The organism is Paenibacillus lycopersici (assembly GCF_010119935.1).
Lineage (GTDB): Bacteria > Bacillota > Bacilli > Paenibacillales > Paenibacillaceae > Paenibacillus_Z > Paenibacillus_Z lycopersici.
The window spans coordinates 3,812,773-3,832,671 of record NZ_CP048209.1; the positions used below are offsets into that span (position 1 = coordinate 3,812,773).

Here is a 19,899-nt window from a genome sequence, read left to right on the forward strand (position 1 = left end):
TCAATAATCTTCGGAATAACAACAACACGGTGAACATGATCATTACGCATGAATCGGCCGGATTGATGCTGGTTTGGGATACGGAGAAGGACGAGGCGCGGTTGTCGGCCTCCTCCAACAAGAGCACTCCAGCGGATCAAAGCTTATCGCGCACGGTATGGACAGGCAGCCTGCTGCCGGCCTTCGAATTCGCGGCCGACGGCGCCGCGCAATACGTGAAAGCGGCCGCGACCGGCGTGACGTATTCGTCTGAGGGCGCATTATCGATCCGGCTGACGCTCGGCGCTCATGGAACAGGCACGCTCGATATCGAAACGCATGCATGGGGCATTCGATTGAAACGGCTTCAAGCCGCGTGGAGCCGCGATGCGCGCCTCGTCTCGCTGCAATTCGGCACCCGCCTGCTGACGGAATCGGAGCGGCTCTGCACGCCGAGCGCCGACAGCGTCTTCTGGCCGGACTGGTCGGCGGAAGGATTTTGCGTGCCGGCCGCCGGCTCGTCCCCGACGCATTCGTTCTGGCGCTCATGGGACATGGGCAGCGCCCGCCTGCCGCTCGGCAGCTTCGGCGACGCGATGGGCACGCCGTACGCTGCCGCGTTCCCCCGGCCGCTGTATGCGGCAGCCATGGGCGGCAAGCACGGCTGGCTCGCGTTCGGGCCAGGCGAAGTGCCGGATGCGCCGCTGACGCTGCATATCCAATCCGTGTCGGCCTGTGTCCATTACGCATACCGCGAAGATCTGTGGGGCGCTCCGGATCCGCGCGAGCGCACCTGGTTGGATCCGCTTCGGCTCGCATGGGGCGGCACGGGCTACGACGCGCTTGGCGTCCTGTTCGACACATTCGGTCCGTTCGAACCGAAATCCTCGCATCACCAGCGCTCGTTCCTCTGCACATGGGGCGATTTCAAGGAAGGCCGCTTCGATCTGGAAGCCTATGCGAATCGCGTCTCCGCTACGACGCCTGCGGATATGGTCGTCATGGACGATTCGTGGGAAACGTTCGTCGGCAGCGCCGAGCCGAATCTCGATCGTTTCCCGGATTTCGATGCCGATATGGCGCGGCTGCGGGACAACGGCTACGAGCTGGCCTTCTGGCAGAGCATCGGATGGACGGACAATCCCGATGCGCAAGGCTTGAAGCCGGGCGATCTGCTGTGCGGCCCGGACGGCAAGCCCCGCCGCTGGCGCTGGTCCGGCAGCCCGTTCGGCGGCAAATTCCACTACTTGCTCGACCCGAGCTCCGAGCGGACGCGGCAGGTCATCCAGGAGCGCACGGTTCGCCTCGTCGAGCGCTACAAGCCGGCTGCGCTCAAGCTCGATTTCGGCTATGGATTCCCCGGTCCGGACGGCTGCGCGCCGCGCGACCCGGCCTATCGCGGCGAACGGCTGGCGTTCGGATTGCTGAAGCTTATATACGATGCGGCGAAATCCGCCGACCCGGCAATCACGATCATCTATTATGGCGTCCATCCGCTCATGCGCGCCGTATCCGATCTGATCAACCTCGACGATCTCGGCGATGCCGGCGACAGCGCGAAGCATGAGCTCTCCGGCCACAATCAGCGCTGCTTGTGGGCATCGCTGGCGGCAAGACACGGCATGGCGGTCAATTCGTCGACCGGCTATTACTGGGATACGCTCGGCTCGATTCTGCTTGATACCGCCGTCGTCGGCGTCAACGGGCTGACGCTCGGCGAATGCGATAATGACGGCAAACGTCTGACAGCGCCGGACATCCAGCGCTGGACGGCGCTGCACTGTTGGCATCGGCGCACGTGCGGCTGGAAGCCGCTGTGGCTGGACGCGAGCACGGGGAGCTTGAAGGGCGAACCGGAGCTCCGCTCATGGGGACGCCTGGAAGCGTTCGACGGCGCGCAGCGCGCGGCGATGCTCGGTACGGACGATGCTAATCTGCTGCTGACGGCGTTGACGCTGCGCGGCGAAGGCGATGCGCTCAAGCGCTTCCCCGTCGCCGGGGGCGTGACATACGCCGGCAATTGGGCGCTAATCGCCCAAGAGGACTTGGCCGATGCCGTCTCCGTCGCCTGCATTCCGTTCACGGCCGGCGAGCTGACGCTGGACCGGTCCTTCCATCGCGTTCGCGAATTCGCTGCGGAAGGCGGCAAGCTGGTATGCGTACGCACGCTCGAAGTAGGCGAATTACAGGATCGCAAGCTTGTCGTCAGTGCCGAGCGGCTCGACACGATCGCCGGCTTTCTGCTCGACTGATGCCGATCATCGCATGCCGCGGTATACTTGCCGCGGCATGCTTGCGTTCAAGGCGGACAAGCTGAAGCGCCGTACATCATGGAAGCGGCTGAATGCCCGATCGCAGCATCGTGCATCTACCTGAGAAGGCCGGATGCTTTTGCTATATGCCGGCCCGCATGGTAAAGTCGAACCATACCAACGTTTAAGGAGAGATGAACATGCTCGTCGTCACGACGGAAAATATCGCCGGTCATCGCATCGAACGGGTGCTGGGCCATACGTTCGGCGTCACCGTAAGAAGCCGGGGGCTGGGCGGCAATGTTACGGCAGCGTTCCGCAGTCTGGTCGGAGGCGAAATCAAGGAATATACCGAGATGATCGAGGATGCGCGCAAAGCGGCCATCGACCGGATGATCAAGAACGCGCATGCGATGGGCGCGAACGCCATCATCATGATGCGCTTCGATTCCGGCGAAATCGGCCAATCCATGTCGGAGATCGTGGCTTACGGAACGGCGGTTGTCGTCCAGAAGGAGTAGGCATGACCTTCCTCCTGGCTCTCTACTTCATAATCGCGCCGCTGATCGTGATCGTATCCGTCATCGGCACCATCGTCATCCGGCGCAATCGGTTGAAGGGAAAGACGGTCGAGCCTCCCTTCGACTACATCAAGACGGAGGAGCAGTTCATCGATCCGACGACCGGCATCGCGCAGCAGGTGTGGTTCAACCCACGCACGGGTGAGCGCTATTATCAGAATATTTCCGAACCGGAGCCGCGCTCACGGAAGAGATAAAAAGCCATTCATACCCTACGAATGCAGCGGGCGCATTACGAATCGAGATGCAATGCCAATAGCCGCCGGAGCAAGGCGACTGAAGCGAATGAACGCTTGTCTAGTCGGGCCTTACAGCCGGCGGCTGTCTGCATTCGTTTGTAACCGCTTACAAATCACAAGGGTTAAATCTGCTGATTCATAGCCATTCGCCGGAACGATTCCCCATTGCCTGCGTAACCGTTGAAATACGCCGGAAATGGAGCGTCGCCGATAGCTCCCGCCGCTGTCGCTGCGGACGGTCGCTGCGGAGCTAACGAATGCGGTGCTGACAATCGTGCTGCAATACGTCGGATCGATTCGCCATTGCCGGCATGACCATTGTAATACTGCGGATTATTGTTCATGACTGCACCCCCTTACCACATCCTATTCGACAGCACAGGCCTAGTTCCTTGTGCCCGAGATGTCCGAAGCGCATTAATTTACCGTGAAAGGGGGCTCAGTCTCGAGCAGTCGTTCAGTCCGTTCGGATTGCCGCGTCAAGCGCCACTTCGATCATATCGTTGAACGTTGTTTGACGTTCCTCGGCCGTCGTATCGGTCTCGCCGCTGAACAGATGATCGCTCACGGTCAGGATCGACAACGCCTTGGCCTTGTAGCGGGCAGCCAGCGTATACAGCGCCGAGCTCTCCATCTCGACGGCAAGCACGCCGTATTCCGCCAGCTTCTTCACCGGCTCCATGCTTTCGCGGTAAAAGGTGTCCGCCGTCAGAATGTTGCCGACTTTGACGGATAGCCTGCGTTCCTGGCTGACCTGATAGGCGCGTCGCAGCAAGTCGAAATCCGCGTGCGGAGCAAATTGAAAGCCGGGGAACAGCTGCTGATTCGCGCTCGAATCCGTTGTCGCCGACATCGCCATGACGACGTCGCGCACTTTCACGTCCTGTTGAATGCCGCCGCATGTGCCGACGCGAATCAGCTGCTTCACTCCGTATTCGCGCAGCAGTTCATTGACGTAAATCGAGATGGACGGCACGCCCATGCCAGTGCCTTGAACGGAAATCCGGTGACCTTTATACGTACCCGTGAAACCGAACATGCCGCGAACCTCGTTATAGCAGCTTGCATCCTCCAGGAAGCGCTCGGCAATATATTTCGCGCGCAGCGGGTCTCCGGGCAATAAAATCGTTTCGGCGATATCGCCGGGTTTAGCATTGATATGAATACTCAAATTCGTCGCCGCCGCGAGTACCTTCCGGTACCGCGGCGGCGCTCACCTCCTGTCGTTAATTCGTCTCTGCGTATCATTCTCCGAGCGCATAACGCTCGATCGTCAACGTCTCGGCGCCATGCGTTCGCGCGAATGTTTCAAGCGCGTCTTCCAGCTTGCGCTTGAATCGGCCATCGAATGCAAGGCCGGGCTCGAGCTGGAGCAGCTCGACCGTCAGATGCCGCCGCTTCGTATCGAGACGCGGGTCCATCCGTCCGATGAAGCGGTCGCCGGCCAGGATCGGCATTGCGTAATAGCCGTATTTGCGCTTCACGGCAGGCGTGTAAATCTCCCATCGGTACTCGAAGCCGAACAAGTCCTCAAGCCGCTTGCGGCTCCATAATACATTATCGAGCGGCGGGATGAACCGGAACGGCAGCGAATCGTCTTCCATGGCCGCGTTCATGCTATTCGCCAAATCGTCCACCTGTCCGCGTCTATCCAGCTCGGCATCCGCTTCTTGATGGACGGCCAACCGCTCGCGGTCTGCTGTCAGTATGTAATAAGGCTGCTTCAGTCCGTCAATCGCGACCTGTGCCGCAGTCCCTCCCGCCACATGGCGGGCGATTGCATCGCGTCTGCCTTGCGCGGGCAAGCGCAGCCAGCCGAAGCGCGAATCGCTTGGCTCGAATACGCCGTACGCCCGATAATATTTCAGCAGCATCGCGTTCTCCGCTTCCTCTTGGCCGATCGCGTCCGATTGGCGCAGGAGGTCCGCAGGCACGTAACGCGAGCTCAATTCGAACAGCCGCTGGTTCCCAGCTCGTCCCGCGATTTGGACCTGCGCGGTTTCGACGAGAAGCTGGAGCGCAAGCGATGTCGCTTTCGTCTTCGCCGCCGCATTGGCATCGTCCCAGTAGCCGTGAACCCGTACGTCGGACTCGAATGCCTTGGCCGGCAGCGGTCCTTCCCTCTCCAGCTGCAGCAGCACTTGCTCGATGACGGGCCGCAGCGCCTCGACCCTTGCTTCCGTATGCTGCCGCATGAGCCTGCGCGTCGGCTCGAAGATCGGATAGTCTTCCATAGGTAGGATGCATGCCGCATTCGCAATATATTCAAACACTTCGCCGCGCGGGAGCAGTCCGTTCAACGCATCCGGCGCGTAGCCGGCGATTCTGGCCGCGAGCGTCAGGTGCTGATTCGGCCGAACGGCGGATACCGGGTCGATCTGTACGCCTTCCAGCTGCCGGATGACGGCCATCGCCTGCTTGCTCCTGGCTTCATCGGAATCCGCGCGCGGCTGCGGGGCCGCGAGCAGCCCCTGTCTATCGAGCAATAACCGCCTGAGCGCCCGTTTCGTCGTTCGAATCGGTTCCATCCCCGGCACCTCCGTTCAACGATTACAATCGTCCTTCCCCAACCGTACATACGTTCCTATATTACCAGAGCCTTCCACGACATGCAATCCGCAATCGAGAAAAAGAGAGCAGACGGACGTCTCCTCTCTCGTCAACGCATATGCCGCGAACCGCTACTTGGAGCGATAAGCGCGCTCATGATAGCGGGTAATCGCCTTGAACAAGCTCTTGCCGTCATCCTTTAACACCGGCTCGACTTCTTCGAACGGCCAATACATCGCCCGGTATGTCTCCGGCACCCAGATGTAGGCATGCACATACCCGGTCAGACGAAAGCCGATGCGCTGCCAGAACCGTATACGTTCGGCGTTCGTCTCGTTCTCCTCAGCCTCGACTTCGATGACCAAGCCGCGGCAATCGGGCATCGTTCGGATCGCCCAGCCGCGTATGTCATCGATGCAGCGGCGTCCGACGCCGCTTCGCCGCATGGAACGGCGAACGGCGATATAATCGATGACCAGCAGCCGCGTCCGCGCATCGTATGCGGTCAGCGCCATAGCCGCCGGTTCCCGCCCGCTCCGCCAGACATGCAGATTGCTTATCCCGCGATCGAGCATCCTGCGGACGATCGCTTTATTTTTGCGCCCGTGCTCGGGGAACGCTTCCTTATAGATGGGTTCTGCCGCCGACCATGCCTCTTCGTCCCATTGCCCGTAAGCGCGATATTCCATCTCGAAGTCTTCATCCATACCGATCGTCATCCTAATTGAATACCATCCTTGCAGGCGCATGCCTATGATTCCATAAGCTTGTTGAAGCGCACGATGAACGAGGTCTCTTCCTTGTTCGACTCGAAGGCAATGCTGCCGCCGTTTCGTTCGACGATTTGCTTGCAGATCGCAAGGCCGAGTCCCGTTCCGTCCGATTTGCTCGTAACGAACGGATCGAACAGGTGCTGTTGGATATGATGCGGAATTTCAGGGCCGTTATTCGTAATTTTGACGTATGTATAGTCGCCTTCGGAGAAGATATGCACGAGGATTCGCCGCTCGTCCTTCTGCTCCCGCAGCGCGTCGATCGCATTGTTCAACAGGTTCGAGAACACCTGCATGACGGGCGCTTCCTGGATGAGCGCGCGAATGCCCTCTTCCCGCTTGAGCATCAGCTCGATATTCTCGTTGAGCAGCAGCGGATTGACGAGCATCAGCGTCTTCTCGAGCAGCTCGTTCAAATTCGCGGACGTATACAATTCCTCGGCGATAGGCTTGCGGGAGAAACTGAGAAACCCTTTGATCTGCTGCTCGATGTTGTGAAACTCCGTGTCGATGATGTCCAGATATTTCTTCACGGTTTCCAGTCCGGAGTCGGGAAGCGCTTTGCGGATCAGCGTCACGAAACCGTTGATCGTCGTGAGCGGGTTCCGGATTTCATGCGCCATGCTCGACGCCATCTTGCCGATCAAGTTCAATTTATCGGCATGCATGTCCTCGATCATCTTGTCCTGCTGTTCGATTTTGCCGCGCGCATGATTCCAGAAATACGTATAAATATTCATCGCTAAATCGTCGATTCGCGATGTCACGCAAGCGATGATCCGCATCAGCTCGGCGCGTTCGATGTCGAATTCGCTGATCGTCTCCAGAAACGCTTCCCGGTAGAACGAGGCGCTCGCCATAATATGGTCTATGGGAATGTTTCGTTGAAACATGACTTCGCACCATCGCAGGTACATCGAATAATCGCGATGTCGTTCCACGGGCGTATGGACGTCCGCGATCAGATGGGTGAATTTCAGCCCTCTCGCATGAAGCAATTCCAGGTCATATAGCTGGTGAAAGGCAATATCCATGCGGTGGATCCAATTGGCGACAATAGCATCCTGCTGCGTTTCGAAAAACCGTTGGATTTCGCTCATGTTTTCCTCCGACAGATTCGAGTATTTAACCTAATTCAACATTCCGGCACGAATTCCTCCTCAACTGGAATTCCACTCCAAATCCGTCTCGGAGTTTCGCCATGCGACGGGGCCGGAAATACCGTTAACCCTATGAACCGTCAAACGAATAAGGCTGCCGAAGCAGCCGTTACGGAAATGAACGTTCGTTATCAAGCAGCACGCCTGCTAGGCATGGAACGATCGCCAGAATTCGCCTTCCTTGTCGATGATCGAATCGATCTGCGCGAACGGGATCGTGAACGTCGGGAAACCGGCGGCGTACGGCGCGATATCATACGGTTGAAAATAAACATGCAGCGCATGCTCCGTGACGAAGAACGGCTGATCGGGCTGAATGCCCTTGTACGTATCGGGGAACACGTACTCGTACTGCGGGTCTTCCTTGATTTGCTTGCCGATGATGCCGCTCAGCGTCTTCACGTAGTCGCTGCCCGGCTTGAACAAGTCCTTCAGCTCGAAGAAGCGGCCGTCCGTCAAATGGATGATCGCATATTGCTTCGTCGGCATGCCGTGCGCGGCTCCGAACGGGAAGTTGTAGCCCGTCAGCTCGAGTTGAAGCAGATCCTGCTGGTAGAACGATACGTCGAAGTCGCCGCTGTACGAATATTCGAGCTGCTGATCCGCGGGAACGGGCTTCACTTGGGACATGGTTTTCAGCTTGTCGTTGACTTCCTGCTGCGCCGCCTCGTCCTTCTTGCCGCCCAATTGCGGGAAATAGACGAGATAGTCGGGATTCGGCTTGTATTTCAGCTCCTTCACGATCAGCGGCGGCCGCAGCGGTATGACGGTGTTCTGTTTCCAGACGATTCGTCCGTCCCGCGCCAGATAGGACAGCCGCTGGTCGACGAACGCTTTGATCAGCCCTCCGGCTTCCGCCGACAACGTCCCGTTTCCTTCGGCGACCGGATAACCCGGCGCCTTCTTGCCGCCGCGGTCGATGAAATAGGTCTGCTTCCCGTCCGTCGCGGAAGCGAGACCGTTCTTATAATCGGATACGTCGTGATACGCGAAATCGGTCAATCGTTTTCCGTTCCAGTCGGCGATCGCGTAGCGCGAACCGATGAAAGGCTGCTCCGGATCGACCGCGCGCCCGAGTCCGAAGCGATCCTCGCCGAGATCGCGAATATCGTTATAGCCCGGCTGCACGATGTAATGGCCGCGCTTGTCGATGACGCCATAGCTCGCCTTGAAATCTTCAGCCGTATTCACGATCGCCCGGCCGTTATGGAACGGGAACGCCGATGTATACGCCGGCTGCAGGACGACTTTCCCTTGCTCGTCGATGAAGCCGTACTTGCCGGCCGGATCGTCCTGGAACGCGAGCAGCCCGTCGCCGGGCGGGCCGACGTAGGCGTGCGCGAACGACGCGAGCGTCCTGCCGTTCTTGTCGATCAGCGCATAACGGTTGTCTTGGATTTTCACGAGCGCCTTGCCCAGCTGGAAATCATTCGCTTCGAGGAACCGGGCGGGGATGATTTCTTCGCCCTGCGCGTTCAAGTAACCGAACTTGCTGACGCCTGTCTCGCCGCCCTCGTCCATGATGTAATAAAGCGCCCGCCCGTCGCTCATATCCGCGATGAACGGATATGCCCGCTTGGTGACGACATGCCCGCGTTCATCGATCAGCTTGAAGCCTTGGCTGTCGATGGCGGTCGCCCGTCCTTCGGAGAAATTGCCAATGGAGTCGTACACCGGCTTCACGATATAATTGGCGGATGCATCGATTAAGCCGTACTTGCCGCGCTCCGATGCGATCGCGAGACCGTTCGGCTGAAAATCCATCGCGTCGTCGAACCGCGGCGAGATCGCCATTCTGCCGCTGCGATCGATGAAGCCCCACTTCGTGCCGGAAGTCGTCTTGAGCGGAGCCGGATACAAGTATACGGCTCGCTGGGCATCGGCGATCGCCTCGAATTCGGCACGGATGCTTCGCTCGAGATCGAGCATGATTCCGCGGGACTGCGGCTGCAGCCACTCGAGCGACCGGCGGATCGACGCCAGCGCTGGCCGATGCAGCCCGGCCCGGTACTGGGCATCGGCGAATGCATGCCAATGGAACGGATTATGCGGATCTTGCCGGGTCAGCTGCTCGTAATAAAGCGCCACTTTCGGAAAATAATAGGCATAGGCGTCGAGCGCGGGCACGAAAGCGCCGTTCGCCCAGCGCAGCACCTCGATCCGGTACGTTCCGTCACCGGTCCGGGACCAGAGCGCTAGCTCCGCTTTGCCGTCGACGCCATGCGGACCCGGCATATCCAGGGCCTCCATGGCCGCGAAGCTCATCTCCGGGGAGGCCGTATCCCGGAGCCCGTCTCTTGTCAGCTCGTAAACCGACAGCTTCGACATCGAAGCATCGATACGCCAGCCGACGGCGAGATTGGGCGTACCCGCCCGCGTGACCGGCAGCGCGGACAGCAGCGCGACGCCGCCGCCCAGCCCCTTGACGGTCTGCATTTCCGTCCACGCGCCGTTGCGGAACGCCAGGACGAGCAGATAGAGCTCCCCGTTCGCGCGATAGATCGCGGCAACTTCCGGCACCCGGTCGCCGTTAATGTCTGCCGCGCATACCGCGGCCCGCGCGATGGATCCGCCTTGCATCGCCAGCTCGGCGCCGATCGGCAAATGGGCGGCGGCGATCCGAATCCATTGCGGCTCGTAAGCAGTCATCGTCAGCCCTCCATCCTTGTATCCTGCATCATCGCCTAATGGTATGCAGACGAACCGCAGATATGACAAGAGAATGGCGGAATGGCGCATTCATAGCTTCCAGCATATGCCTCGCCTTTTACGCAATGCTGCCTATTGACATGCTTTCTTTCCATGCGGCATAGTTAACGATGGTCAAAATATCCTCGACATCATGAGCAAGAAAGGAATCTGCAATGAATCACATCAACACGATACGCTTCCGGCGTATGATCGCGGCGCTGATGCTTGTGGCGCTGGCCGCATTGTCCGCGGCCGGACTGAACGTCTTCGGGATCGGCTCCGGAACGGCCTTGGCCGCCGGGAATTCGGTATGCGAAGGCAAGACGCTCGTCATGGGCACGTCCCCCGACTATGCGCCTTATGAAGACACGGATGCCAAGAACGGCGGCGAGATCGTCGGCCTCGACGTCGATATCGCCAAGTCGATTACCGAGAAGCTTGGCTGCAAGCTGCGAATTTCCGGCATGGATTTCAACGGCTTGATCGCCGCGCTGCAATCGGGCCGGGTCGATTTCGTCATGTCCGGCATGTCCGTTACGGATGAACGGAAGCAAAGCGTCGATTTCTCGGACATGTATTACGCCGCGCGCAATACGATCGTTTCGAAGAAGGATGCCGCATTCGCTTCCATGGATCAGCTCAAAGGCAAACGCGTCGGCGTCCAGCTCGGCTCCACGCAGGAGACGGCCGTCGCGGGCTTGAACGGCGTCGCCGTCAAGAAATTGAACCGCATTACCGATCTCATTCAAGAAATCAAATCGAACCGGATCGACGCCGCGATCGTGGAAGACGCGGTCGCCCTCGACGCGGTCGCTTCGAATCCCGATCTGACGATGACGATGCTTCCGAACGAGGACGAATCGCAGGGCTACGCGATCGCTTTCCCGAAAGGCTCGAATTTGCCGACCGCGTTCAACGAGAAGCTTCATGAAATGGAAGCGAGCGGCGAGAAGCAGCAGATCGTCGACAAATGGTTCGGCAAGCACGATGCGGTGACGCCCGCCAAGCATATGATCGACTTCAGCACGTTGAACGGCTACGTGCCGTTCATCCTGCGGGGCATCTTCGTGACGCTGCTGTTCACGCTCGTCTCCGCCCTGCTCGGCTTTATCTGGGGCACCGTACTGTCGTTGTTCAAGCTGTCTTCCATTAAACCGCTGAAATGGTTTTCGACCGCCTATACGTCGATCTTCCGCGGCACGCCGCTGCTGCTGCAATTGATCCTGATTTATTACGCGACGCCGCAATTGTTTCACTACGATATTCCGGCCCTGATGGCGGCAGGACTCGCGTTCGGCCTGAACTCCGCCGCTTACCTGTCGGAGACGATCCGCGGCGGCATTATGGCGGTCGATCGCGGCCAGCGCGAAGCGGCGATGGCGCTCGGCATTCCGTACCGGACGATGATGATCAGCATTATTTTCCCGCAGGCCGTCAAGAACATCCTGCCGGCGCTCGTTAACGAATGCGTCGCCCTCGTCAAGGAATCGTCGCTCGTCTCCGTCATCGGCGTATCGGATTTGCTGCGCCGCGCAAGCGTCGTGCAGGCGGCTTCGTACCGCGCGTTCGAACCGCTGCTCTTGGCGGGCGCGATCTATTACGTGCTCGTCCTGATCTTGACTTCGCTTGCCCGTCTGCTTGAAAGGAGGATGCGCCGCAGTGATTAATGTAGAGAATATTACGAAGACGTTCGGCAAGAACGAGGTGCTGAAGGGCATCTCTACTACGGTCGAGCGGGGAGAAGTCGTCGCGGTCATCGGCCCTTCCGGCTCCGGCAAATCGACGTTCCTGCGCTGCCTGAACCTGCTCGAGACGCCGACCGGCGGCCGGATTACGATCGACGGCACGGAAATTACCGATCCGAAGACGGACATCGTCCGCTTCCGCCAGCGCATCGGCATGGTATTCCAGCATTTCCACCTGTTCCCGCATATGTCCGTCATCGACAATATCATGTTCGCGCCGGTTAAAGTGAAAGGCCTGTCGCGCGAAGAAGCGCGCGGGAAAGGAATGGCGCTGCTCGAGCGCGTCGGCCTGAAGGAGAAAGCGGACGAGTTCCCGTCCCGCCTGTCCGGCGGCCAGAAACAGCGGATCGCCATCGCGCGCAGCCTCGCCATGGATCCGGAAATCATGCTCTTCGACGAACCGACGTCGGCGCTCGATCCCGAGATGGTCAAGGAAGTGCTCGAGGTGCTGCGCGGACTCGCCGATTCCGGCATGACGATGCTGATCGTGACGCATGAAATGAAGTTCGCCCGCGAAGCCGCGGACACGATCTATTTCCTCGACGACGGGAAGCTCATCGAGCAAGCGGCCCCGGAGCAATTCTTCACGGCGCCGAAGAGCGAACGGGCCCGGAGATTCCTGGAACGGGTTTTGTAGGTTTGCCGCACGGTTTCGAATGATAATAACAACCGTTCGAACAAGAAAGGCAGCCTTCGCGGCTGCCTTTCTTGATTTATGGATTCGGCGGCTTGCGGTAGCCTCTCTCGCCATGCGGCTGCAGCTCCTCCATCCACCTTTTCTCCATCCTCTTCATCTCCCACTTGATATCGGCGATGTCGTCCGTTTCCTTCTGCTCCAACACCTCGTAGCCGAAGGCGCCGGGACCGAACGTCTTCCAATCCCGCTGCAATTCCGCGTTCGCGAATCGGCCCGTATCGAGCTGCGCTTGAATCGTCAGCCACTTGTTCTTCAGATTGGGATAGGCGTCGATGTAGATTTTGCCGTTCGTCCGATTCGTAATTCGGATCACGCCCATGTACGTCTTCATCTGCTTGTAGGCTTCCTGCAGTTCCTTGCGTTTGTTCTTGTCCATGCCGCATCGCTTCCTCCTTATTATTGACTGTCTTCAAATGCCCGATGGATCACAAATACTTAGCGATCAGTCCGACCAGCTTGGCCGGAAGCGCCTGCAAATCCGTAATGTCCAGGAACCGCTCGTTCCCGTAAATACGGCTGATAATCTCCTTGTCCTGGCCGATGGCGGCCGCGAGCATCGTCACGCCTTTGCGCTCGAATTCCGCGATCGTTTGCCGCATGTCCCGCATGGCGACGCTTCCCGCGTAATCCTCCATCGCCTTCGGCTGTCCGTCGCTCAAGCTGATCAGCAGCTTCGTCGACTGCGGCGAGGCCGCGAGCCGTTCCGCGATGATGCGCAGCGCCATGCCGTCGCGGTTGTTGCTTCGCGCCCGTATGCCCATAAGCCTATAGCGGTCGTCGGGATCGAGCCGCTTCAGATCGGCGTATGCGAAGACCGACATCTGCTCCAGGCGCGACACGTCCGCCGTGTCGCCGTAGATCATGACCGGAATGCCGCACATCCGGCAAAAATCATAAACCGCGATTACCGCGCGTTTCGCCGCTTCCAGCCTTCCGAATGCCGCCATCGACGCGGATTCGTCGACCCGCAGCGCGACCGCCAGGGACGGCGAATCCGTCGGCGGCCTTTTCTTGGCGAAGGCGTTGAAATCGCGATGAGCGACGGCGTCCGCTTGAAATCGGCTGCCATAGGCATGATGGCGGGCGAATTCCGCTGTCGGCTCCTGCTCCAGCAGCGGCAGCGCCTTGCGCGCGATTTCCCGCACGACCGGCAGCAGCTCGCGGCTCATTCGCTCGTATTCGTTCCTGCCGGCCTCGTCGAAATCGGGCCGATGCACGACAAGCTTGACGCGGCCGTGCGGCGATTCGGCCACTGCCTCACGCGCTTCCCGGTTCAGCTGCGCGCGTTCCTCCCGCCTTCGCCTGACCGCATCCTCCGCCGGCATCGTTTCCGGATTGGCTTGATGGTAACGGGGTTCGCCGTCATCGCCATTCTCGGAGCTTTCCCCGTCGGCCGGCGCGATCAAAGCGCCTGCCGAGCCCTCCTCGCTGCCTGCCGCTTTCTTCAGCGCAATTCCTTCGGCATCGGTCTGCTCCTGAAGCTCCGATTCAACCTCGACGGCTCCCCAGGTATGGATTTCAACGGCTTCCGCGTCAGTCCGGCGCTGCGGCTTGTGCCGTTCCCGGCCGTTCTCCGCGGCTGGTCTTGCCGCCTCGGCCTCCTGTTCCGGTTCCGCCTCCTGATCCGGTTCCAGTACCGCTTCCCGTCCGGCTGCCGCCTCCGCTTCCGCTCCGGCTAGCGCCGCGAACAAACCGCGTTGCTCGAGCGCCGCTTCCAGAAGCTTGATTTCCTCGGGATCGGTCGTGAGCTTGTAGACGACCTTCGGATACAACGACGTCGTCACGCCTGCTCCGGCCGCGACCGCGTCCGTCCAATAGAAGAAGGAGCGCATCCCGGCGACGCCTTTGATCGCATGGGCGCGAGCGGTCTGGTCGAGCAGCAGAATGACGTCCGCCAGCGTCGCGAGCACGCGCCGGTTCCGGTAGCCGGTCTTGGCTTCCGCGCGCTCGATCATCGCGTCCTTGTCGGGCAAATCCATTCGCTCCGCGTGCTGCACTCTGTCGCGCAGCGCCTCGTTCAGCGGCCTGACCCCGGCATAGCCGCGATTGGTCGTAATGACCGCGATGAAATCCGGATGGCGGCGTACGACTTCGGTCGGCAGATTGATGCTGCCGTCCGGCTCAAGCGCGGAATTGAGCGCCATCAAGACCGCGGCGTCGCGAATGACGGTCGGCTCTTGAATCTCAAGCAGGTAGCCGTTGCGGTAGGCGTTAACGATCTCGGACGGATAGAACCTGTATTCCACCGCATCGCCATCCGTCTGCTCCTGCGCCAATTGCAGGAGACGTTTCATTCGGTATGACGCGGCCTCCGGCGAAAGCCGCAGCTTATCCGTCAATAACCGGCTTGCGCTCTGAAATCCGTCGCTGTCGTACAACGCCTGCAGCGCCTCCCGGTCTTCGGGGGACAGCCGCGCAAGCCGATCGTCGGCGATCACCGGCAATATCGCGCCGATCACGTCGGTTTTATCCATATCGGCGAAGCAGGTAACTTTCGTATACGGCAGGCCGAAATCGGCCGACAACGCTTTGGCCAGCTGGGTTTTGCCGGAGCCGGCGTCGCCTTCGAGCAGAATCGTGGCGATCTTCATCTCGCCTCGCCGCCAATTCCGCCTGACTTCGCGGCAGATTCGGCGTTCCTCCGCGCTTGTTCGATGGGAGGCAGACTTCCGCCAGACGAGCGCCTGCTCCGCTTCCGAGAGCTGCCGATCCGGCGATAGAGCCTCATAGAGATGGGGTTCCATGTGATTTACTCCTTTTATGTCTTACTAATTTACTAAATTACTAAATACAAGGTCATTATATGCTCGCCTTCGTCCGCAAGTCAAACCTTATTTTCTGCTGCTGTTCTATACAGCTGCTGTTCATCGCCGCTGGGTGATTCGACTGGCGGCTGGAGCCGGCATGGCATGTTCGGCGCATAATGCGCTTGCTGTAATGGATTCATGCTGGCTTCACGCCAAATAGCCCGGAACATGACGAATCATGTTCCGGGCTTAGCGCCGTTACCGCTTAGGCGTTCGTATCCATATCTTCCAGCATCACCATGTCGCCGATCGCAATCCGTCCCGTCGAGATGACGGACGCGTATACGCCGAAGCATGTGTTGAATTCATTGTGGACCATCTTCAGCAACGACGGATCCTTCTTCTGCGTATCGGGATCCATCGTGATCATGACGCATCGTTCGCAGAAGCTGTCGACCTGCAGCCCGACGCCGCCGATGGTCAGCCGGCGCCCGATCCATTCGCCTTCAAGCGGCGCGCCCTCGCGCAGCTTCACGACGAAATTGCCGCGGAATCGGCGCTGATCGGCTTCTCGTCCCCACTGCGCTTCCAGTTTGCGAAGCGAAGCGTCAGTCACGAGCAGAATGCTCGCCGCATCGACCGACATCAGGCGGGGATCTTCCGGATTCGGCTCTTGCAGCGCCGACATCGATATCGGCGTCTTCGAATGCCGCTGAACCTCGCGCAGCAGCTGTTCGTCCCATCCGAACTTCCGGCCGTCCGGCGCCGTGACGCGGATTTCCCCTTCCGCGAAGCTCGCCCGGTAGGACATCATCGCGGGGACGTTCCGCGCCGTGACGAAGCGCGCCCACCCGGTCTTGGACGCATCATAGAAGGATCCGAACCGATCGCCATGCATGCCGTACGGCTCGATCCGGCAGGCTGTCAGCGGCTCGCCGCCGAATGATTTTATCGGATAACGATTAATGGCATTAATTTCACCGATTGTTATACCCACGTTGATATTCCTCCTTAAGGCTTGAAGCGGAGCTTGAAGCACCGCGCGGTGCAGTCACGCGAAATAGCGAAGTTATTCCCTCCTTGCACGTCCGCCCCGTTTTGTATACCATGTCGCATCATCGCCGCTCGCGTTTCGATTTGACTTTTATCGATGCAAATGTAACTCTGGGAAGCAGAGTCCGCGAATTGAAGGAGTGAGCGATATGCTGTTCGATAATCTAGCTGTACTGATCACGGGCGCCGGCGCCGGAATCGGCCGCGAGCTTGCGCAAGCTTACGCCCAACAAGGCGCGACGGTCATCCTCATCGACCGGCATGCCGAAGCGCTCGCGCTTACCGCCGAACGGATACGCGAATCCGGGCATGCCGCGCATACGCGCGTCTTGGATGTAAGCGATCCTGCCGCGGTCGAGGCTTGCTTCGGCTGGGTGCGGCAAACCGTCGGCAGGCTGGACGTACTGGTCAATAACGCCGGATTGGGCGCTTGGAAATCCGTATACGATCTGACCGTCGAGGAATGGGATTACGTGATCCATACGAACTTGCGCGGCACGTTCCTATGCGCGCGGGAAGCGGCCAAGCTGATGCGGGACGGCTCCGGCGGCGCGATCGTGAATATCGCCTCGACCCGGGCGATCATGTCCGAGCCGAACTCCGAAGCCTATGCCGCCTCCAAGGGAGGCATTCTGTCGCTGACGCATGCGCTTGCCCTGTCGCTCGGACCGGACCGCATTCGGGTGAATGCCGTCAGTCCCGGTTGGATCGAGAACGGCGACTACGACGCTTTGCGGCCGATCGACCATACCCAGCATCCCGCGCAGCGCGTCGGCAAACCGGCTGACATCGTCAAAGCCTGTCTTTATTTGACCGATCCGTCGAATGATTTCGTGACGGGCACCAATCTCGTCGTCGACGGCGGGATGACCCGTAAAATGATCTATGAAGAATAGCCGGTTCCCGCTTGGAATGCCGCAGCATCCGGCCGCCGTGCCGATTCCGTCACTCCTGCTTGGCGAACAGGCGGACGAAACGCGCATAGCCCTCGTCCCGCATTCTTTCGAGGGGCACGAACCGCAGCGCGGCGGAGTTGACCCGATAATACGGCGGCGAGCCTGCAGGGCCTTCCTGGACATAAGTTCCTAAGTAATTGCCCGATAAGCGAGAGCGAACGATCGTACGGGCATGGCCGCCGCGGAATTCGGCTTCTCTTCGCACGATGCCTTCTTCGATTGGCCTGGCGAAGCTTGGCCAGCCGGTGCCGGAGTCGAATCGATCCGTCGAACTGAACAGCGCATCCCCGCTTAGGATGTCTGCGTACAGGCCTTGCTGCGCATTGTTCCAGTACGCGTTCTCGAAGGGCGGCTCGTCTTCGTTCAGCTGCGTTACGCGGAATTGCGCCTCGGTCAAGACGCGGCGCAATTCCGCGACGTCCCGCTCGCTTCTCCAGCTGCGATCGGCGAACGCTTCCCGCCCCGATCCCTCGACGTAGAGATTGTAATTCCTGCGGTGCGTCTTGTAGTAGTCCTGATGCTCGTCTTCCGCCGGGTAGAACGCTCCCGCGTTCAAGATCGGCGTAACGATCGGCCGCTTGAAGCGCCTGCTCTTGCGCAGCGCGCGCTTGGAAGCTTCCGCAAGCTCCCGCTGCCTCGCATCATGCACGAAGATGGCGCTCCGGTACGAATGGCCGCGGTCCATGAACTGCCCGCCGTCGTCGGTCGGATCGATTATGCGCCAATAAATATCGAGAAGCCGCTCGTACGGCAATATGTCCGGCTGGAACGTAATTTGAACCGCCTCGTAATGCCCGGTCGTCTCCGTGCCGACTTCCGCATAAGTCGGATTCGCCGTGCGGCCGCCCGTATAGCCGGCAACGATTGCGACAATGCCGGGCAGTTCATCGAACGGCTTCACCATGCACCAGAAACAGCCGCCGGCGAATGTGGCGAGCGCCGTTCCGTACTCTCCGATCCGCATTGCTCGGCAACCCCCTTCTCCATCAGGATGATTTTCGCGGCAGCAGCGCGGCCGCTTCCTCCAGGCTCATGACCGTTTCCGTCATCTCTTGCATGTCCTTCACCCGCAGGCTATTCGCCGCCGCTTCGCTTTCTCCGATCAGAATAACATAGCGAATGCCTTTGGACGAAGCGCTGGCCAGCGCTTTCTTCAATTTGCGTCCGGCTGCTTCGACGCGCACGCGAATGCCGCCGCTCCGCAGTTCGGCCGCAGCGCGCAGCGCCTGCGGGATCGTATCGCCGATCGGGACGATGAGCGTGACGCTCCGGTCATCCGGCTGCCGGGCCCGGTCGAGCAGCAGCTCCATGATCGACTCGATGCCGAAGGAGATGCCGACGGTCGGAAACTGCAGGTCTTCCCTGCCGACCAACTGCCCGATAATCGCATCGTACCGGCCTCCGGCGCTAATGCTCGACGTGAATTTGCCCGTGGCATCGAACGCTTCGTATACCGTGCCCGTATAGAACGATAAGCCGCGCGACAGAAACGGATCGAACTCGCACATCGCTTCGAGTCCGAGCTTGCGAATCAAGTCTTGCAGCGCGGCGGCTTCAAGCGCACCGGGCCGAGACGCCAAGCCGAAGCGGCCGGCAAGCTCCTCGAAGGTCGGATTATCAAGCTCGATCAGATTCACCAGCGCTGCTGCGGCGGCAGCTTCGATCCCTTTGGCAAGCAACTCCTCCTTTACGCCTTCGCTGCCGATTTTTGCCGCTTTATCGAGCGTCAGCATCACGGTGAGCATGGCGCTTCGCTCGATCCCCGCGGCTTCCAGCACTTCCCCGAGGAAGCGCCGGTTATTCCATTTGAGCCGCACCGGAATGTCCAGCCTTCGGAAAGCTTCCGCGGCCAGCTGCATCAGCTCGGCTTCCGCTTCCGGTCCCGGAATGCCGACGACATCGGCGTCGCATTGCAGAAATTCGCGCAGCCGCCCGCGTTTCACGGGACCGTCCCGGAATACTTTCCCGATCTCGTATCGTTTGAACGGCATGTCGATGCCGGGATTCAGCGCGATCACTTTGGCGAACGGAATAGTCAAGTCGTACCGCAAGCCGAGACTGCGGCTGCCTTGGTCGGTCAACCGGTACATCTCTTTCAGAATTTCATCGCCGCCCGCGTACTTCGACGCCAACAGTTCAAGCTCGTTCAGAACCGTCGATTCCATGCCGTCGAAATCATACAGCTCGAATACGTCCTGCAGCGTCTGCTGCACCTGCTTCCGAATGCGCTGCTCCTGTCCGAAATAGTCGTATGTTCCTTTCACGTTCTGCATCTCGATCCCATCCTTTCGGTTGTCGGAAAAATAAAAAACGCGCAGGACCTCTTGGTCCTGCGCGTTCGTATGCCGCAGGGAGGCCAACGCGTAATGCGTTAGCCCGCCCTGTATCGTAACGGGCGTGCTAACGCAGCTTGTGATGATGAAGTTGATGACGGCGATTGGCTTGCAGCATGGGAGTAATCTCCTTCGTAACGCAA

General features: G+C 59.6%; 17 protein-coding genes. 6 read left to right on the forward strand and 11 right to left on the reverse strand.

What is annotated here, in order from left to right:
* The first annotated feature begins 29 nt into the window (after positions 1-29).
* From GXP70_RS16765 to GXP70_RS16775, 3 genes are all read left to right on the forward strand, one after another.
* A complete protein-coding gene (locus GXP70_RS16765) occupies positions 30-2,231 on the forward strand; it encodes an alpha-amylase family protein (protein ID WP_162357886.1) in 2,202 nt (733 codons plus the stop codon).
* A 200-nt stretch (positions 2,232-2,431) separates the two neighbouring features.
* Positions 2,432-2,752, forward strand: a complete 321-nt coding sequence (locus GXP70_RS16770; protein WP_162357887.1) for a heavy metal-binding domain-containing protein — start codon at positions 2,432-2,434, stop codon at positions 2,750-2,752.
* 2 nt (positions 2,753-2,754) lie between these two features.
* A complete protein-coding gene (locus tag GXP70_RS16775) occupies positions 2,755-3,009 on the forward strand; it encodes a hypothetical protein (protein ID WP_162357888.1) in 255 nt (84 codons plus the stop codon).
* A gap of 164 nt (positions 3,010-3,173) precedes the next feature.
* Here GXP70_RS16775 and GXP70_RS16780 read toward each other — a convergent pair whose 3' ends face one another.
* From GXP70_RS16780 to GXP70_RS16805, 6 genes are all read right to left on the reverse strand, one after another.
* Positions 3,174-3,395 carry a hypothetical protein gene (locus tag GXP70_RS16780; RefSeq protein WP_162357889.1) on the reverse strand — a complete coding sequence of 74 codons (222 nt, stop codon included), beginning with the start codon at positions 3,393-3,395 and terminating at the stop codon, positions 3,174-3,176.
* Positions 3,396-3,508: 113 nt separating this feature from the next.
* The gene (deoD, locus tag GXP70_RS16785) at positions 3,509-4,222 is read right to left on the reverse strand and encodes a purine-nucleoside phosphorylase (protein WP_162357890.1); all 714 of its coding nucleotides are present in this window, start codon (positions 4,220-4,222) and stop codon (positions 3,509-3,511) included.
* A 73-nt stretch (positions 4,223-4,295) separates the two neighbouring features.
* Positions 4,296-5,579: a DNA glycosylase AlkZ-like family protein gene (locus tag GXP70_RS16790; RefSeq protein ID WP_162357891.1), complete on the reverse strand. Its 1,284-nt coding sequence runs from the start codon at positions 5,577-5,579 to the stop codon at positions 4,296-4,298.
* A 153-nt stretch (positions 5,580-5,732) separates the two neighbouring features.
* Complete coding sequence (locus GXP70_RS16795; RefSeq protein WP_162357892.1) at positions 5,733-6,308, reverse strand: GNAT family N-acetyltransferase; 576 nt, start codon at positions 6,306-6,308, stop codon at positions 5,733-5,735.
* Positions 6,309-6,352: 44 nt separating this feature from the next.
* Positions 6,353-7,474, reverse strand: a complete 1,122-nt coding sequence (locus GXP70_RS16800; protein ID WP_162357893.1) for a sensor histidine kinase — start codon at positions 7,472-7,474, stop codon at positions 6,353-6,355.
* A 207-nt stretch (positions 7,475-7,681) separates the two neighbouring features.
* Positions 7,682-10,183 (reverse strand): WG repeat-containing protein, encoded by a 2,502-nt coding sequence (locus GXP70_RS16805; RefSeq protein WP_162357894.1) that lies wholly within the window; start codon positions 10,181-10,183, stop codon positions 7,682-7,684.
* A gap of 215 nt (positions 10,184-10,398) precedes the next feature.
* On the opposite strand from GXP70_RS16805, the gene GXP70_RS16810 reads away from it, so the two are divergent.
* Together GXP70_RS16810 and GXP70_RS16815 are read left to right on the forward strand one after the other, a co-directional pair.
* Positions 10,399-11,892 (forward strand): ABC transporter substrate-binding protein/permease, encoded by a 1,494-nt coding sequence (locus GXP70_RS16810; protein WP_225442447.1) that lies wholly within the window; start codon positions 10,399-10,401, stop codon positions 11,890-11,892.
* Positions 11,885-12,607, forward strand: a complete 723-nt coding sequence (locus tag GXP70_RS16815) for an amino acid ABC transporter ATP-binding protein (RefSeq protein WP_162357895.1) — start codon at positions 11,885-11,887, stop codon at positions 12,605-12,607. Before GXP70_RS16810 ends, GXP70_RS16815 begins: the two co-directional genes overlap by 8 nt.
* A 76-nt stretch (positions 12,608-12,683) precedes the next feature.
* Here GXP70_RS16815 and GXP70_RS16820 read toward each other — a convergent pair whose 3' ends face one another.
* From GXP70_RS16820 to GXP70_RS16830, 3 genes are all read right to left on the reverse strand, one after another.
* The gene (locus GXP70_RS16820) at positions 12,684-13,043 is read right to left on the reverse strand and encodes a GIY-YIG nuclease family protein (RefSeq protein WP_162357896.1); all 360 of its coding nucleotides are present in this window, start codon (positions 13,041-13,043) and stop codon (positions 12,684-12,686) included.
* Between the two features lie 49 nt (positions 13,044-13,092).
* A complete protein-coding gene (locus GXP70_RS16825) occupies positions 13,093-15,411 on the reverse strand; it encodes a cobaltochelatase CobT-related protein (protein WP_162357897.1) in 2,319 nt (772 codons plus the stop codon).
* A gap of 268 nt (positions 15,412-15,679) precedes the next feature.
* Positions 15,680-16,411, reverse strand: a complete 732-nt coding sequence (locus GXP70_RS16830; RefSeq protein WP_225442448.1) for an MOSC domain-containing protein — start codon at positions 16,409-16,411, stop codon at positions 15,680-15,682.
* Positions 16,412-16,616: 205 nt separating this feature from the next.
* On the opposite strand from GXP70_RS16830, the gene GXP70_RS16835 reads away from it, so the two are divergent.
* On the forward strand, positions 16,617-17,363 hold the full coding sequence (locus tag GXP70_RS16835) for an SDR family NAD(P)-dependent oxidoreductase (protein ID WP_162357898.1): 747 nt from the start codon (positions 16,617-16,619) through the stop codon (positions 17,361-17,363).
* A 49-nt stretch (positions 17,364-17,412) separates the two neighbouring features.
* Here GXP70_RS16835 and msrA read toward each other — a convergent pair whose 3' ends face one another.
* Positions 17,413-18,387: a peptide-methionine (S)-S-oxide reductase MsrA gene (gene msrA / locus GXP70_RS16840; protein WP_162357899.1), complete on the reverse strand. Its 975-nt coding sequence runs from the start codon at positions 18,385-18,387 to the stop codon at positions 17,413-17,415.
* A 22-nt stretch (positions 18,388-18,409) separates the two neighbouring features.
* Positions 18,410-19,696 (reverse strand): histidine--tRNA ligase, encoded by a 1,287-nt coding sequence (locus tag GXP70_RS16845; RefSeq protein WP_162357900.1) that lies wholly within the window; start codon positions 19,694-19,696, stop codon positions 18,410-18,412.
* Between the last annotated feature and the right edge of the window lie 203 nt (positions 19,697-19,899).

Bases quoted from the DNA above. Each gene is read 5' to 3' on its own strand.
- GXP70_RS16770 (WP_162357887.1), top strand. From the start codon at position 2,432: ATGCTCGTCGTCACGACGGAAAATATCGCCGGTCATCGCATCGAACGG.
- GXP70_RS16790 (WP_162357891.1), bottom strand. From the start codon at position 5,579: ATGGAACCGATTCGAACGACGAAACGGGCGCTCAGGCGGTTATTGCTC.
- GXP70_RS16775 (WP_162357888.1), top strand. From the start codon at position 2,755: ATGACCTTCCTCCTGGCTCTCTACTTCATAATCGCGCCGCTGATCGTG.
- GXP70_RS16795 (WP_162357892.1), bottom strand. From the start codon at position 6,308: ATGGATGAAGACTTCGAGATGGAATATCGCGCTTACGGGCAATGGGAC.
- GXP70_RS16825 (WP_162357897.1), bottom strand. From the start codon at position 15,411: ATGGAACCCCATCTCTATGAGGCTCTATCGCCGGATCGGCAGCTCTCG.
- GXP70_RS16800 (WP_162357893.1), bottom strand. From the start codon at position 7,474: ATGAGCGAAATCCAACGGTTTTTCGAAACGCAGCAGGATGCTATTGTC.
- GXP70_RS16835 (WP_162357898.1), top strand. From the start codon at position 16,617: ATGCTGTTCGATAATCTAGCTGTACTGATCACGGGCGCCGGCGCCGGA.
- GXP70_RS16820 (WP_162357896.1), bottom strand. From the start codon at position 13,043: ATGGACAAGAACAAACGCAAGGAACTGCAGGAAGCCTACAAGCAGATG.
- GXP70_RS16780 (WP_162357889.1), bottom strand. From the start codon at position 3,395: ATGAACAATAATCCGCAGTATTACAATGGTCATGCCGGCAATGGCGAA.
- GXP70_RS16805 (WP_162357894.1), bottom strand. From the start codon at position 10,183: ATGACTGCTTACGAGCCGCAATGGATTCGGATCGCCGCCGCCCATTTG.
- msrA (WP_162357899.1), bottom strand. From the start codon at position 18,387: ATGCGGATCGGAGAGTACGGAACGGCGCTCGCCACATTCGCCGGCGGC.
- GXP70_RS16845 (WP_162357900.1), bottom strand. From the start codon at position 19,696: ATGCAGAACGTGAAAGGAACATACGACTATTTCGGACAGGAGCAGCGC.
- GXP70_RS16810 (WP_225442447.1), top strand. From the start codon at position 10,399: ATGAATCACATCAACACGATACGCTTCCGGCGTATGATCGCGGCGCTG.